Source organism: Pseudomonadota bacterium, assembly GCA_039028155.1.
Taxonomy (GTDB): Bacteria; Pseudomonadota; Alphaproteobacteria; order SP197; family SP197; genus JANQGO01.
Window position 1 is genome coordinate 119,045 of the sequence record JBCCIS010000005.1, and the last position, 15,312, is coordinate 134,356.

At 63.1% G+C, this 15,312-nt stretch carries 15 protein-coding genes; 7 read left to right on the plus strand and 8 right to left on the minus strand.

The window, feature by feature from the left end:
• Positions 1-97 precede the first annotated feature (97 nt).
• Both glpD and AAF563_04355 read right to left on the minus strand, forming a co-directional pair.
• A complete protein-coding gene (gene glpD / locus AAF563_04350) occupies positions 98-1,645 on the minus strand; it encodes a glycerol-3-phosphate dehydrogenase (GenBank protein ID MEM7120484.1) in 1,548 nt (515 codons plus the stop codon).
• Positions 1,638-2,429: a DeoR/GlpR family DNA-binding transcription regulator gene (locus AAF563_04355; GenBank protein ID MEM7120485.1), complete on the minus strand. Its 792-nt coding sequence runs from the start codon at positions 2,427-2,429 to the stop codon at positions 1,638-1,640. Before AAF563_04355 ends, glpD begins: the two co-directional genes overlap by 8 nt.
• Positions 2,430-2,586: 157 nt before the next feature.
• Here AAF563_04355 and AAF563_04360 point away from each other — a divergent pair, with 157 nt between their 5' ends.
• The 7 genes from AAF563_04360 to AAF563_04390 all read left to right on the plus strand — a co-directional run bounded on the left by AAF563_04360 (position 2,587) and on the right by AAF563_04390 (position 9,574).
• On the plus strand, positions 2,587-4,332 hold the full coding sequence (locus AAF563_04360) for an ABC transporter substrate-binding protein (protein MEM7120486.1): 1,746 nt from the start codon (positions 2,587-2,589) through the stop codon (positions 4,330-4,332).
• 130 nt (positions 4,333-4,462) lie between these two features.
• Complete coding sequence (locus AAF563_04365) at positions 4,463-5,530, plus strand: ABC transporter ATP-binding protein (protein ID MEM7120487.1); 1,068 nt, start codon at positions 4,463-4,465, stop codon at positions 5,528-5,530.
• Between the two features lie 12 nt (positions 5,531-5,542).
• Positions 5,543-6,625: an ABC transporter ATP-binding protein gene (locus tag AAF563_04370; GenBank protein ID MEM7120488.1), complete on the plus strand. Its 1,083-nt coding sequence runs from the start codon at positions 5,543-5,545 to the stop codon at positions 6,623-6,625.
• A 3-nt stretch (positions 6,626-6,628) separates the two neighbouring features.
• On the plus strand, positions 6,629-7,495 hold the full coding sequence (locus AAF563_04375) for a sugar ABC transporter permease (protein MEM7120489.1): 867 nt from the start codon (positions 6,629-6,631) through the stop codon (positions 7,493-7,495).
• 13 nt (positions 7,496-7,508) lie between these two features.
• Complete coding sequence (locus AAF563_04380; GenBank protein ID MEM7120490.1) at positions 7,509-8,306, plus strand: carbohydrate ABC transporter permease; 798 nt, start codon at positions 7,509-7,511, stop codon at positions 8,304-8,306.
• A 13-nt stretch (positions 8,307-8,319) separates the two neighbouring features.
• Positions 8,320-8,601: a DUF2160 domain-containing protein gene (locus tag AAF563_04385; protein ID MEM7120491.1), complete on the plus strand. Its 282-nt coding sequence runs from the start codon at positions 8,320-8,322 to the stop codon at positions 8,599-8,601.
• 82 nt (positions 8,602-8,683) lie between these two features.
• Complete coding sequence (locus AAF563_04390) at positions 8,684-9,574, plus strand: phytanoyl-CoA dioxygenase family protein (GenBank protein MEM7120492.1); 891 nt, start codon at positions 8,684-8,686, stop codon at positions 9,572-9,574.
• Positions 9,575-9,585: 11 nt separating this feature from the next.
• Here the strand turns inward: AAF563_04390 and AAF563_04395 are convergent, their stop codons facing one another.
• The 6 genes from AAF563_04395 to AAF563_04420 form a co-directional block, all read right to left on the minus strand.
• Positions 9,586-10,548 (minus strand): lipid A biosynthesis lauroyl acyltransferase, encoded by a 963-nt coding sequence (locus tag AAF563_04395; protein MEM7120493.1) that lies wholly within the window; start codon positions 10,546-10,548, stop codon positions 9,586-9,588.
• 16 nt (positions 10,549-10,564) lie between these two features.
• Positions 10,565-11,587: a zinc-binding dehydrogenase gene (locus AAF563_04400; protein ID MEM7120494.1), complete on the minus strand. Its 1,023-nt coding sequence runs from the start codon at positions 11,585-11,587 to the stop codon at positions 10,565-10,567.
• Positions 11,588-11,650: 63 nt separating this feature from the next.
• The gene (locus tag AAF563_04405) at positions 11,651-12,409 is read right to left on the minus strand and encodes an SDR family NAD(P)-dependent oxidoreductase (protein MEM7120495.1); all 759 of its coding nucleotides are present in this window, start codon (positions 12,407-12,409) and stop codon (positions 11,651-11,653) included.
• Positions 12,406-13,689 (minus strand): beta-ketoacyl-ACP synthase, encoded by a 1,284-nt coding sequence (locus AAF563_04410; protein ID MEM7120496.1) that lies wholly within the window; start codon positions 13,687-13,689, stop codon positions 12,406-12,408. The genes AAF563_04405 and AAF563_04410 overlap by 4 nt, the downstream gene beginning before the upstream one ends.
• On the minus strand, positions 13,686-14,840 hold the full coding sequence (locus tag AAF563_04415) for a beta-ketoacyl-ACP synthase (GenBank protein ID MEM7120497.1): 1,155 nt from the start codon (positions 14,838-14,840) through the stop codon (positions 13,686-13,688). The genes AAF563_04410 and AAF563_04415 overlap by 4 nt, the downstream gene beginning before the upstream one ends.
• Complete coding sequence (locus AAF563_04420; protein ID MEM7120498.1) at positions 14,837-15,310, minus strand: 3-hydroxyacyl-ACP dehydratase FabZ family protein; 474 nt, start codon at positions 15,308-15,310, stop codon at positions 14,837-14,839. The genes AAF563_04415 and AAF563_04420 overlap by 4 nt, the downstream gene beginning before the upstream one ends.
• Positions 15,311-15,312: the final 2 nt, after the last annotated feature.

The following is a 15,312-nucleotide window of genomic DNA, read 5'->3' on the forward strand; positions in this document are numbered from 1 at the left end:
AGCTGTCCGAGTCGAAAGGCGGCGGGCAGCAACCGTCTTGCCGGATGACCACGGCTCTGTCAAAGCATCCGCGGCGTTTCCGCGACAGCCTTTCTGGTCAGCCTTTACCAACCATGGTCATGTTGTCTCGCCCCGTTCGCGTTGCTTGGCCGCGCATCCAAAGGTCGAGATCACGCGCTTGCCCCTCGGTCAACCGCAGGCCGAGCTTGGTGCGGCGCCAGAGCACATCCTCTGCCGAACACGCCCACTCGTTCTCCATCAACCAACGGACCTCTGCCTCTGTCAGGTTGCTGCCGAAGGATCGGCCGAGGTCGGCTGCGTTGTGTGCGTTCCCCAGCATGGCTGCCGCTTCCGAGCCATAGGTGCGCACCAGCCGCCGCGCCCACGGCTCATCCAGGAACGGGTAGTCGGCGCATAGCTTGGCCTCTGCCTCCATGTGCGCATCAACCGGCATGTTGCCGCCGGGTAGAGCGGTATCGGCGGTCCAAGGCTCGCCCATCGAGGGCAGGTACTGTTTGAGTTTCGCGAGGGCGGCTTCCGCGAGCCGGCGATAAGTGGTGATCTTGCCGCCGAACACGTTGAGCAGCGGTGTGATACCCCCCGACGTGTCGACCATCAGGACGTAATCGCGCGTTGCCTTGGTGCTGCTGCGTGCACCGTCGTCATAGAGTGGTCGCACGCCGGAATAGGTCCAGACGATATCCTTCTCTTCGACCGGCTGGGAAAAGTGGGCGTTGGCGGCATTAAGCAGATAGGCGCGTTCTTCCGCCGTGCAGGTTGCTGTCTCGGGTGAACCGTCATGGTCCATTTCGGTCGTGCCGATCAGCGTGAAGTCGTCCTCGTAGGGAATCGCAAAGACGATACGACCGTCATCCATCTGGAAGATGTAAGACTTGTCGTGCTCGTACTGTCGGGCGACGACGAGGTGGCTGCCGCGCACCAAACGGGTGTGGGCGGGCGCGTTGCGGTGCAGCTTGTAGCGGATGATGTCATCGACCCATGGACCGCCCGCGTTGATCAGGCAACGCGCCTGGATCTGCCGAGTCGCGCCGGTCTGGCCGTCTTCCAAGGTGACCTGCCATAGGCCATCCCGCCGCTCGGCCAGGACACAGGTCGTGCCGACTGCGATCGTAGCGCCGCGGGCCTCGGCATCGCGTGCGTTCAAGACGACAAGTCTGGCGTCGTCGATCCAGCAATCCGAGTATTCGAAGGCGCGCTTGAGCGAAGGTTTAAGCGGTTCGCCCGTTTTGTCCTGTTGGAGGTCCAGGGTCTGCGTTGCCGGCAAGAGGCGGCGGCCACCCAGGTTGTCATAGAGGAAGAGACCAAAACGGACGAGCCAAGCCGGTCGCAGTCCCGGATTGTGCGGCAAGACAAACCGCATGGGCCACGCGATGTGCGGCACCGCGCGCAGCAAAACCTCACGTTCGACCAGAGCCTCGCGAACCAACCGAAACTTGAGAAACTCGAGGTATCGCAGTCCTCCGTGGATCAGTTTGGTCGACGCCGACGACGTTCCCTGGCCGAGATCGCCCTGCTCGCACAGGAAGACGCTGAGCCCGCGTCCCGCCGCGTCGCGAGCGATACCACAACCGTTGATGCCGCCGCCGATGATGGCGACGTCAAAGATGTCGTCGCTCTCAGTCATGGTGGTTGTTCGGGTCGGGCGCACCGCTGGCGATGTTGATATCAACACCGTCGCGCTCGCAGGCATCACAGAAGGCTCGGGGCGGCCGTCGATCACTGACAAAGTGATCGATATCGGAGAGATCGCAGATGCGCACGGGCGCGCTGCGTTCAAACTTCGTGTGGTCGCAGACCAGGATGGTTCGACGCGCATTGGCCGCGATGGCGCGCGCGACAGCCACTTCGCGTACGTCGAAATCCATGATCGAGCCGTCTTCGTCCAGCGCGGACGCGCCGATCACCGCATAGTCGACCCTGAACTTCCGAATAAACTCGACCGCGTCGTTGCCGACGATGGCGCCATCGGACTGGCGCACGGCGCCGCCCGCCAGGATGATCTCCTTGGTCGTCGTGCCCGACAAAATGTTGACGACGTTGATGTTGTTGGTGACGACAAAGAGGTCGTGGCGTTCACGCAGCGCCAAGGCGACCTGCTCGGTCGTGGTGCCGATATTGATGATCAGCGAGCAGCCATTCGGGATCATCGCCGCAGCGTGCTGTCCGATCGCGCGCTTTTCTTCCAACGCCAACGCGCGCCGTTCCGCATAGTCCAGATTGGTCACGCTGGTCGCCGGCACCGCGCCGCCATGGACGCGGGTCAGCAGGCCACCCTGACTCATGAGATTGAGGTCGCGGCGAATCGTCTGCGTGGTCACGCCGAAATCAGCCGCCAGACCGTCGACCGTGACGCGACCTTCGACGCGCGCCCGCGCCATGATTTCCGTTTGGCGATCGCTCAATACCATTGGGACCGGCTTTCCTGCACTCTTTCAGATGATACATATTTTGTTTTCGGATGAAATGCATGAGTTTCGCTTGACGGAAACTGAAAAAATAAATGAACATTCTGAGCAGTGAACCGGGTGCGTTACCGGGATGCAGGAGGAACAGGGGAGAACAGCCATGCGCACAGGATTTAAGTCGGCGGCCCTGGCGATCGGATTGATCGTCGCGGCGCCGGCGGCCTACGCCGATATTGAGAAGGCGGAACAGTGGGTTAACGACGAATTTCAGCCCTCGACGCTGACGGTTGAGGAGCAGATGGCGGAGATGCAGTGGTTCATCGACGCCGCCAAGCCATTCGCCGGCATGGAGATCAACGTGCTGTCGGAGACGATCCCGACGCATACCTACGAGTCGCAGGTACTGACCCAGGCGTTCGAGGATATCACCGGCATCAAGGTCAACCATCAGCTGCTTGGTGAAGGCGAAGTGGTTCAGGCGGTTCAGACCCAGCTGCAGACCGGCCGTAACCTCTATGACGCCTACATCAACGACAGCGACCTGATTGGCACCCATTCGCGCCTCCAGCTTGCCGTCAATCTGACGGAATGGATGGCGGGCGAGGGCGCCGACGTCACCAACCCGAACCTGGATATCAACGACTTCATCGGTATCTCGTTCACCACAGGGCCCGACGGCAACGTCTATCAGCTGCCCGACCAGCAGTTCGCGAACCTCTACTGGTTCCGCAAGGACTGGTTCGACCGCGAGGACCTTCAGGCCCAGTTCAAGGAAATCTACGGCTATGACCTCGGCGTGCCCGTGAACTGGTCGGCCTATGAGGACATCGCCGAATTCTTCACCGTGCATGTCGGCGAGATCGACGGCGTCACCGTCTATGGCCACATGGACTATGGCAAACGCGCGCCGGATCTCGGTTGGCGTATGACCGACGCCTGGCTCTCGATGGCCGGCGCCGGCGATAAAGGCTTGCCCAACGGCGTCCCGGTTGATGAGTGGGGCATTCGCATGGAAGAGGGCACCTGCAATCCGGTCGGCGCCAGCGTCAGCCGTGGCGGCGCTGCCAACGGCCCGGCTGCCATCTATGCCATCCGCAAGTGGGACGAGTGGCTGCGCGAGTACGCGCCGCCGGCCGCCGCCAGTTACGACTTCTATCAGTCGCTGCCGGCGCTGGCCCAAGGCAACGTGGCCCAGCAGATCTTCTGGTACACGGCGTTCACGGCCTCCATGGTTGCGCCCCAGGAAGACGGCAACAACACGGTTGATGCGGCAGGCAACCCGCTGTGGCGCATGGCGCCCAGCCCGCACGGTCCCTATTGGGAAGAAGGTCAGAAGCTTGGCTATCAGGACGCCGGTTCTTGGACGATCCTGAAGTCGACGCCGACCGACCGTGCCAAAGCCGCCTGGCTCTACGCGCAGTTCGTCGTCTCCAAGACGGTCGACGTCAAGAAGAGTCATGTCGGCCTGACGTTTATCCGTGACAGCACCGTGCGTCACGAGAGCTTTACCGAGCGCGCGCCGCAGCTCGGTGGACTGGTTGAGTTTTACCGGTCGCCTGATCGTGTCCTCTGGACACCGACGGGCATCAACGTGCCTGACTATCCGAAGCTGGCCCAGATCTGGTGGCAGCAGATCGGTGACGTCAACTCCGGCGCCTTTACGCCACAGGAGGCAATGGACAGGTTGGCCGCCGAAATGGATCAGGTCATGGCGCGTATGCAGGCAGCCGACGAGCAAGCGGACGTGTACGGGGGGTGCGGGCCGCGGCTCAACGAAGAAAGCGATCCCGAGTACTGGTTGTCGCAACCGGGATCGCCCAAGCCGATGCTGGAGAACGAAAAGCCGATGGGTGAGACCATCAGCTATGACGAGTTGGTCCAGCGCTGGGCTGCTTCGGACGAGTGAGGCTGCCTTGGGAACTACGGTCGCCGTGCTGGGTAAACGGCGGCCGTAGTTTCCACCTTTTTTCCTGCTCCCCCACGACGCACGGGCGTCGCCTGGTACGGGTGCCGACTGCACAGGCGGGAAGCGTCGCATGACCCTGGAGTTCCGGAACGTCGCAAAACGCAGCGGCGGCGAGACGTTGATCCACGCGTGTTCGTTCACATTCGAAGCGCCTGGATTCAATATCCTCCTGGGTGCCACCAATGCCGGCAAGACGACCCTGATCAAGCTGATGGCGAACCTGGAGCGGCCATCGGACGGCGAGATCTGGTTTGATGGTAAGAACGTGACCCGCGCGGCAACGCAAAAGCGCAATGTCAGCCTGGTCCACCAGTTCTTCGTCAATTACCCACACATGACGGTTTACGAGAACATCGCCTCGCCGCTGAAGATCGAGCGCGTGCCGTCAGCCGAGATCAAACGCCGGGTCGGCGAGGCGGCGGAGCTCTTGAAACTCGAACCGTTTCTAGCGCGTCGCCCGGCGGAACTCTCCGGTGGCCAGCAGCAGCGCACGGCGCTCGCCCGCTCGCTGGTCAAGGAAAGCAGCCTGGTATTGCTCGACGAACCATTGGTCAATCTCGACTACAAGCTGCGCGAGGAATTGCGCGACGAACTGCCGCGATTGTTCTCCGGCCGCAGCGCCATCGTCGTCTACGCGACATCGGAGCCGACCGAGGCGCTGATGCTGGGCGGACGCACGGCAACGGTGTTCGAGGGCCGGGTAACGCAGGTCGGCGAGACGGCCGATGTCTACCGCCGACCCGACACATTGGAGACGGCGCAGGTCTTTTCCGATCCGCCGATCAACACCGCGCCGGTGGTGAAGGCGGATGGTGAGATTCGCCTTGGCGATGCCGCGCGCTGGCCTGCCGAAGGCGATGTCGCAGGCATGCCCGACGGTACCTATACTGTCGCTGTCAGGCCGCACTTCGTCTCGCCGATCGCCGGAGAAACGGTGGGTGTACCAATCACCGGCCGCGTCTTGATCACGGAACTGTCGGGTTCGGAGAGCACGGCACATTTCGAATTCGAGGGCCTGACCTGGGTCTCGCAAAGTCACGGCGTCCATCCCTACCGGGTTGGCGAGGTCCATGGCTTCACGATCGACACCAAGGGCTGTCTCTATTTCCGCGAAGACGGCACGCGGGTAACGGGCTAGGAGGCGGGCGCGATGGCGAAAATCGAGCTGAAGGGGCTGCGGCACAGTTATGTTGCGTCACCCACTGGTCCTGATGACTACGCGCTAAAGGGTATCGACCTGGCGTGGGACGACGGCGGTGCCTATGCCCTGCTTGGACCGTCCGGCTGCGGCAAGACGACCTTGCTCAATATCATCTCGGGCCTCATCGCGCCGTCCGAAGGCCAGATCCTGTTCGACGGCCAGGACGTCACACAGCTTCCGCCATCGCAGCGCAATATCGCGCAGGTGTTCCAGTTTCCGGTCATCTACGACACCATGACCGTCTATGACAACCTGGCCTTTCCGCTGCGCAACCGCGGTGTTGACCACGGCCGCATCGACGCCCGCGTCAATGAGATTGCCGAGCTCCTGGAGCTCAGCGATATCCTGCGTCGTCGCGCGTCCGGCCTGACGCCGGACGTCAAACAGAAGCTCTCCATGGGACGCGGTCTGGTGCGCGAAGACGTCAACGTCATCATGTTCGACGAGCCGTTGACGGTCATCGACCCGCATCTGAAGTGGAAGCTGCGTTCCAAGCTGAAGGAGCTGCATCACAAGGTCGGCGCGACGATGATTTACGTCACGCATGATCAAACGGAGGCGCTGACCTTCGCTGATCAGGTCGTCGTCATGCGCGAGGGCGAGGTCGTGCAGGTCGGTACGCCGGTCGATCTATTCGAGACGCCGGCCCACACCTTTGTCGGCCATTTCATCGGGTCGCCGGGCATGAATGTCATGCCGTGCGAGCTTCGTGACGGTGTGGTGTTCGTGCAGGGCGTCAGAATTCCGATGGCGTCACCGATCAAGGTGGCGCCGGGTTCCGGCTTCCTGGAAATCGGCGTACGTCCGGAATACATCGACGTTTCCGATGACGGCCTGCCGGTGGAGGTCACGCGTGTCGCCGATTCCGGGCGGTTTCGAATCGTTGAAGCCCGCGCTGGCGGCGAACGGATCAACGTCTTGACCCGCGAGGACCAGGTGACGCCCCTGGGGCCGGCAAAACTGCGGTTCGACCCCGCGCACACCCATGTCTATGCCGACGGCCGCCTGGTCGCCGGCGGTTCGGAGAGCTAGGCGATGTTGTCCAAGGTACAGACACAGCGCGCATGGATTTTCGTCATCCCGGTCGTGCTGCTGGTCGCATTCAACGCGTTGGTGCCGTTGATGACGGTGGTCAACTACTCCGTCCAGGAGACCTTTGGCGACAATCTGTTCTTCTGGCACGGCGTTGGCTGGTTCGAGGACGTCCTGCATTCCGAACGGTTCCACGCCGCGTTGGGGCGCCAGCTCCTGTTCACCTTCACCATCCTCTTCATCGAGATCCCGCTCGGCGTCATCATCGCACTCGCCATGCCCCGGCGCGGTCTCTGGGTGCCTGTGTGCCTGGTCTTGATGGCGTTGCCACTTCTGATCCCATGGAACGTCGTTGGCTCCATGTGGAACATCTTCACGCTGCCGGATATCGGCATGATGGGCTACACCATCAATTCGCTGGGTATCGACTACAACATGACCCAGCAGCCGTTTGCGGCGTGGTTCACCATCATCCTAATGGATGTCTGGCACTGGACGTCGCTGGTCGTTCTGTTGACCTATGCCGGGTTGATCTCGATCCCCGACGCCTATTACCAGGCTGCTGCGATCGACGGCGCGAAACCGTGGGCCGTGTTCCGCCACATCCAGCTCCCCAAACTTCGGCGTGTGCTGACAATCGCGATCCTGCTGCGTTTCATGGACAGCTTCATGATCTACACGGAGCCGTTCGTGATGACCGGCGGCGGCCCCGGCAATTCGACAACACTATTGTCCATCGATCTCGTCAAGATGGCGCTTGGCCAGTTCGACCTGGGTCCGGCGGCGGCGATGTCGCTGATCTACTTCCTGATCACGCTCTTGCTGTCATGGGTGTTCTACACTGTCATGACACGGCACGACGCGAAGTGAGCGGGGGCCGATCATGAAACCACGCTCGCTCATCGTCATCGTCTACATCGTCTTCTTGATGCTGCCGATCTATTGGCTACTCAGCATGTCGTTCAAGACGACCAATGAGATCCTCGGCGGATTCACCCTACTGCCCCAGCATTTCACGCTCGAAAACTACATGACGATCTTCACCGATCCGACGTGGTACTGGGGCTACATCAACTCGCTGATCTACGTCACCATGAACACGGTGATCTCGGTGGCGGCCGCCCTGCCGGCGGCCTATGCGTTCTCGCGGTTCACGTTCATCGGTGACAAACACCTGTTCTTCTGGCTGTTGACCAACCGCATGGCGCCGCCGGCGGTGTTCGCGCTGCCGTTCTTCCAGCTCTATTCCGCCGTCGGCCTGTTCGACACCCATATCGCGGTCGCGCTCGCCCACTGCCTCTTCAACATTCCGCTGGCGGTGTGGATCCTGGAAGGGTTCATGTCGTCGGTGCCGAAGGAGCTGGATGAAACCGCCTATGTGGATGGCTACTCGTTCCCACGTTTCTTTTTCCAGATCTTCATCCCGAACATCAAATCCGGTATCGGCGTCGCGGCCTTCTTCTGTTTCATGTTCTCCTGGGTCGAAATGCTGTTGGCCAAGACCTTGACGGCGGTCGATGCCAAGCCGATTGCCGCGACCATGACCAAGACCGCATCCAGTGCCGGTTACGAACTCGGTCTGTTGGCGGCCGCAGGCGTGCTCACCATTATTCCGGGCGCCTTCGTGATCTACTTCGTGCGCAACTACATCGCCAAGGGCTTTGCCCTTGGGCGTGTCTAAGGAGGGGCGGACCATGGGTTTGGAATGGATGGCCTGGACTTGGTCGACCGCCGGGTTCTTCGTCGGTGTCTTTGCCGCTATCGCCTTGATGGGTGTCCTGGAGTGGCGCTTCCCCGGCGGCGCCGGACGGCGCGGCATCCTGGGCATCGATACGACCCGCGGCGACCGGCTCTTTATCACGTTGCTGGGCTCCGCCTTTATCTTCCTGGCCTGGCTCGGGCTAATGGGAACACCCATGTGGGGTGGCCTCGCCATCGCCATTGTCTGGATGGTGCTCGTTTTCTGGTTGGTCTGACGCTGAGGTGCCGGTTGCTTGACCAGCCAACCGGTGTTGCTATCGTTGTTTGTCGTCACGCCGACATGTCCGGAGATGTGAGGTGTCCAAGTCAGCGATAGAGCATGTACCCGTAACGACGGAGGCCGCAGAGATCATCGGCATCCTGGAGCGTGACGGCTGCGTCATCATAGACAGGCTTCTCGACGACGACTTCTGCGAGCGCATCCTGTGTGATCTCGAGCGCTGGATGAACCGGGTCCCGGACGGCGGTGGCGAGTGGGTCGGTTACAAGACGCGCCGTGTCCACGGCCTGGTCGCGAAGTCCAGAGCGGTCCGCGACAACATCTGCAATCCACTGGTGCTGGAAATCATGGATGGCGTGCTTGGTCCATGGTGCGACACCTACCAGCTAAGCGCGTGTTCGACCGCGTCGATCGGTCCGGGCGAAACGTCCCAGGAACTCCACCGCGACGACCTCATGTTTCCGTTTGTCCATCCTACTGACCGGGTCGTCTACTGCACGACGTTCTGCGCACTCTCCGACTTCACGGCAGAGAATGGCGCGACCCGCGTCGTGCCCGGCAGCCATCGCTGGGACGACGAACGCCAGCCGCGCGAGGAGGAGGTCGTGCAGGCCGTCATGGAGAAGGGCTCCATGCTGCTCTTTACCTGTGCAGTCTATCATGGCGGCGGCGCCAACCTGACCGCGGACCAGTGGCGTCATGCTCTCTTCACGTCCTATGTGGTCGGTTGGCTGCGCCAGGAAGAAAACCAGTATCTCGTCAGCCCGCCGGAGATCGCGCGGCTCTATACCGAACAGATGCAGCGGCTGATCGGCTATCAGGTGCACCGGCCGTTCCTTGGCTGGTACGACTTGCAGGAACCGTTGCTGCTGCTGGACGGATACGACGAGTTGTCGTCTTCCAATCTGGACCTCTACGCCGATGGCGAAGAGCACGGCGTCTTGAGCAAGCGCGTTCGCCGCGCCTGAAGTCGCGTTCCTTAGTCGACGTCGGTTGACATTGGTCCCATAGAACGCGCCATGGCCGTTGGCTCGCGCCAGCGCCGGTGCATCCAAAGCCACTGATCGGGGTGTTCGCGCACCCATGAGTCGACGACCGCCGTCATGGCGGCGGTCGCGCCCTCGACATTGATGCGGCCGTCGGGATCGCGTGGCAGATCAAGTGGCGGCGTCAGTTCCAGCAGGAATCGATGGTCGGGCAGGCGGACGGCGCGCGCGCCATGGACCGGGCAATCGTATTGGCGCGCCAGCATGCCGAGGACCGGGTTTGTCAGCGCGGGTTGGTCAAGGAACGGCACGGTCAGACCGCGCGAAAAGTGCTGGTCGATCAGCATGCCGACATGGCCACCGTCGTCCAGAACTTTGCGCAGCGCGAAGATGGCGCCGCGCCGGGAAGCCTCAAGCCCGCCCATCGTCTCGCGCCGGATCTCCTCGACCAAGCGCCTGGACACCGGATCGTTGGGCGGCCGGAACACGGCCGTGACGTCAAGGCCGTGCCGGGCGCCGCAGATCGCGGTCAGCTCCCAGTTCGCCAGGTGGGCGGAGAAGATGATGCCGGGTTTGCCGTCATCGCGCAGGTCGGCGAAGTAGTCGACGCCGGATACCTCGACACGTCCGTCGGGTACGGGATCGTCGTGGTTGTAGTCCATCAGCCTACTGATGTGAGGATACTCCATCATCGTGCGGCCCAGACAGTCCCAGGCACCGCGTGCGATCCCCTGAAGCTCCGGCTCGGCCTTGTCTGGATAGGCGGCGCGCAGGTTGGTCATCGCGATGCGGTGGGGTTTAAGGCGGGGCCCAAAGGTGCGGGTGATCCAGCCACCCAGATTGGCTGCGGTATCCGGTCCGATCACTCGGACGAAAAAGAAGACAGCGCGCGCCAGCCCCAGCAAGATGGCCTCGCGTATCCGCGTGCCAAAACCGCGCTGCCGTGAACGCGCCATTAACGCCGCCCCCGGATCAGAGCAGCACCACGACCTTGCCGAACACCTTGCGATCCTCAAGGCGGGCGAGCCCCTCCTCGAAGCGCTCGACCGGCAGGACAGTATCGATCACCGGCGTCAAACCGCCGGCGATGCGCGCCAGTGACTGTTCGATGTTGCGGATCGAGCAGCCGAACGAACCGAAGATTCGATACTGCTGCTGGAACAGCTGCATCAGGTTCATGGTGGTCGACATGCCGCTGGTCGCGCCACAGGTGACCAGGCGCCCGCCGCGCTTCAGGCACAGCAATGAGCCGTTCCAGGTATCGGCGCCGACATGCTCGAAGACGACATCGACGCCCTTGCGTTTGGTCAGCTTGCGCACGACGCCCTCGAACCGGTCTTCGCGGTAGTTGATGACGTGATCGGCGCCCAGCTCTTTGGCGCGCTCACCCTTTTCGTCGGACCCGACGGTCGTGTAGACCGTGCAGCCCAGATCCTTTGCCATCTTGATCGCCGTGCTGCCGATGCCGGAACCGCCGGCATGCACCAGAATGGACTCGCCGGGCTCTAGCTTGGCGTTGTCGAACAGCATGTGCTGGACCGTGCCGACACCGATGGGCGCGCAGGCGGCGTGCTCCAGGCTGACGCCGTCGGGTACCGGAACGACGAGGCGTTCCAGGCGGTTGACGAAGTCGCGGGCGAAGCCGTCGATATGGAAACCCATGATGCCGGCGACGTCCTCGCACAGGTTGTCGCGGCCCTCCTTGCAGGCGCGGCAGACACCGCAGGTGTTGGCGCCGTACATGGTGACCAACTGGCCGGGCTTGAAGCGTGTTGTCGCCTTGCCGCAGGCGACGACCTCGCCGGCGGCCTCGACCCCGATGATCAGCGGCAGCTTGCGTTTGGCGAAAGCCATGCCGCGGTAGCCCCAGACATCCAGATAGTTCAGCGCGATGGCGCGGACCTGTACCTGGATCTCGTCGGCTCCCGGATCGCCGGGTGGGTCGACGTCTTCCAGGCGGACATCCCGGTCGCCATGCAATACCAGTGCGCGCATTGTCGCGTTCAAGTCCTTTCCGATACGGCGTGCTGGCCCAATGGCGTTGACTGTCAGATCGCGTTAGCGGTGAATGCCCAAATGCGCCGTCAGCCCGCCATCGACCGGTAGCACAGCGCCGGTGATATAGGCCGCCTGCTCGCCCATCAGAAACGCGGCGAGCGCCGCGACCTCTTCGGCCTGGGCAAACCGGCCGACCGGGATCTGCTCTTCCATCCGCTCCCGGTAGTCCGCATAGGGGGCCATCATGGCGGTGTCAATGAAACCGGGCGCCAAGACGTTGACCGTGACGCCGCGCTTAGCGGTCTCGACGGCCAGCACCCGGCAATAGGATATCAGCGCGCCTTTGGATGCGGCATAGGCGGCGTTGCCGGCACTGCCGCGCAGCGCGGCGACCGAGCCGATGCCTACGATGCGGCCAACCCTGGCGCGCATCATGCCGCGGCTGACCGCCTTGGCGAGGCGCGTGAAGGACCAGAAGTTGATCTGCATAGCCGCCTCGGCCTTGTCCTGGGCCATCATGGCGGTCAGCGCGTCATAGGACTGGCCAGCGTTGTGGACGAAGCCATAGGGCGGGTTCTCGGCCAGGCTGTCGGCGAACGCGTCGACCGCGGCCTGATCGGAGAGGTCCACCTGGATCGACGTGATCGCGCGATCCGGGTGCGCCGCCTGCAAGGCCTTGACCCGCTCGGCCGCCTCGTCGGCGGACGACCGGTAGGTAAAATCGACGTCGAAACCTTGCGCCGCCACCGCGGAGACGATCTCCGCGCCAAGCCCCTTGCCGCCGCCGGTGACGAGAACGCGCTTGGCTTCGTCTGTCATTGAGGCTCCGCCGCGAACACCAAGCAGGTGTTCTGGCCACCGAAGCCGAAGGAGTTCGACAGCACGCGCTCGACCTTCGCGTCACGCGCGGTGTTCGGCACCACGTCGAGTTCGATGGCGGGGTCAGGCGTCACGTGGTTGATGGTCGGCGGCAGGCGCTGCTCCAGGATGGTCATCAGCGAGAACACGCCCTCAACGGCGCCGGCGGCCGTCAGCGTATGGCCAACCATCGATTTGTTCGACGAGAGCGGCAACTGCTTCATGCGGTCGCCGAAGACCTCCATACAGCTCATGCACTCCATCTTGTCGTTCTCGGGCGTCGAGGTGCCGTGCGCGTTGATGTAGTCGATATCGTCCGGTGACAGGCCGGCGTCCTCGACGGCTATCTGCATGGCTCGCATGGCCGGGCGCCCGTCCGGGCTGGAGCGGGTGCGGTGGAAACCGTCGCCCTTTTCGCCGCAGCCGCTGACGATGGCCAGGATTTCGGCGCCCCGGGCCTTGGCGTGGTCATAGTCCTCGAGCACCAGCGCGCCGGCGCCTTCGCCCATGACAAATCCGTCGCGGTCCTTGCAGAACGGCCGGGCCGCTTCTTCAGGCGGATCGTTGCGCACCGAGAGCGCCGACAGCAGGGAGAAGCGCACCAGCGCCTCGACCTGGACAGAGCCGTCGGTGCCGATCGCCAGCGCCGCCTGGCTCTTGCCGCGCCGGATCTCCTCGACCGCGATCTGGATCGCCGTCGCGCCGGACGAGCAGGCGGTCGACAGCGAGATCGGCGAACCCTTTGTGCCGAACCGATCGGCCGTGCGCGCGGCGACGCCGGCAAAAAGAAAGAGTTCATGATAGTTCTTGTGCTCGTGTTTGGCGGCGGTCGCCAGCAGATCGTCATAGACGACAGTCTCCAGGCCCGATTCTTCGGCCAGACCAATCCGCTGCGGCCATTCCAGTTCCAAGGGCGGCACGGCCATGACCAGGGGTCCTGGGAAATCGCCCTTCGAGCCTATGCCACTCTGCGCAATCGCCTCTTCGGCGGCAATGGCTGCCAGGCGCTCGGAAAGTTCCGGCGATGAGAAGGGGGCTTCGACCGCGTAGTCGACGGTCGCGCCGATCGTCGTCTTCAAGCCCTCGGTCGGGAAACGCGTGATCGCATGCACGCCGGAGGTGCCGGCGCTCAGTTCGCGCCAGTTGTCGTCCTTGCCTTGGCCCAGTGAGGTAATGATGCCGAAGCCGGTAACCGCTACCACCGGCCTTCCCAGGTGATCGCGTGTCGTGCCGCTCGTCATGTCGCGTCTCCTTTGCCAGGTGACAGAATGCGCGCGGCGCCTTCGCCGCGCCAGTGGGCCGCGCCGGTGACCAGTATGTCGGTGCTTTTGCCGGCGCCGACAAGCGCGGCCGCCATCGCGACCGCCGCCGGAAAGGCCGCTTCGAGCCCATGGCCGACAAGATCGCCGACCGCGGTCATATCGGCATCCGGTAAGGCCGAGGCGACTGCCGCCCGTTCTTCGGCCGACCATGGCGGGACACCGCTGGCCGCCGAGATCACCCGCGTCTCATCGTCATACGGCCCGAGCTCGGCGATCAATGCGTCCAGGGTGGCCTTGACCTCGCCCGGTTCACGCCGAGCCCAGCCTGAGGCGACGCCGGCGACCTCCGCCATGACATTGGCACCGCGCGCGTTGGCGGCATCGCCGGCTTCCAGCACCACGAAGGCGCCGACGCTGCCCATGATCATGCCGTCGCGGGCATTGGAAAACACCGGCTCGAACGCGCCTTTGTGGACGTAGCCGGCAAACTCCAGCAACAGCAGCATGTCGCGGCGGCTGGCGTTATAGGCGCCGCCCACCAGGATGGCGTCGCACTGGCCATAGGCGATGCGGTCGACCGCGTCGCGCATGGCGTCGACGCCGGCCTGCTCTTCGCCCATGAAGGTCCGCGATCCGCCGGTGACGCTGTGAACGATCGAGATGTTGCCGGCCAAGAGGTTGGAGAGCTGCGCCAGGAACATGGTCGGGCGCAGGTCGTTCATCAGGTGCTCGTTCAGATAGGCGGCCTTTTCGTCGACGGTGCGGATGCCGGTCGCGATTGCCGCGTCGACCTCGTGATCGCGCTCGCCACCACCCGCGGCCACCAGAACCTCCAGCACGTCCTTGGCCGCCTCGTCATCCTTCAGGCCGGCTGAATCCAACGCCAGGCCGGCTGCGTAGACGCCGAGCCGCTGCCAGGCTTCCATCTGACGCTGGTCGCTGCGCTTGGGTATCTGTTGCGAGAGGTCGAGTTCCACGAGTGGGTGGATGGGGTAGGGCGAAAAACCTTCCGTGTCGACATGGGGCGCGACGTCGCCGTCAAGCGCCGCCAGATGTGGCTCGAGCCCTTCGCCCAGGCTCGACACCAGGCCGATGCCTGTGATCGCAACCTTTCGTTTTGCCTGCGTCACGCATGGCCTCCATCGGTCAGGAGATCCAATCCGATCGCGCGAGACCGCTCGTTCATCAGATCGCCCAGTTCGGCGGGAAACGGCATGATGCGAAACCGCAATTCACCATTACAGATCGCCTTGCCGTCGCTTTTGATGCTGGCGCGGGTCGAAGCGTAGCCGGAGCCCTCGATGTCGAACTCGGCTGATGTCTCAAGCGTCGCGCCCGGCTCAACGAATGTCCGGAACCGCGCGCTGTCGACCGCCATCAGAAACGGCATTTTGGTGAATCCGTTGAGTGCCAGTATGAGATACCCCGACGCCTGTGCCATGGTTTCGGTCAGAAGCACGCCGGGAACAAGCGGGTAACCGGGAAAGTGACCCTGGAACACCGGACTTTCCATCGGCACCGTTGATGTCGCCGCCAACGTCTTCGAGGCCGCATCATAGGCCGTGACGCGATCGATCATGTCGAAAAATTCGAGCCGCATGG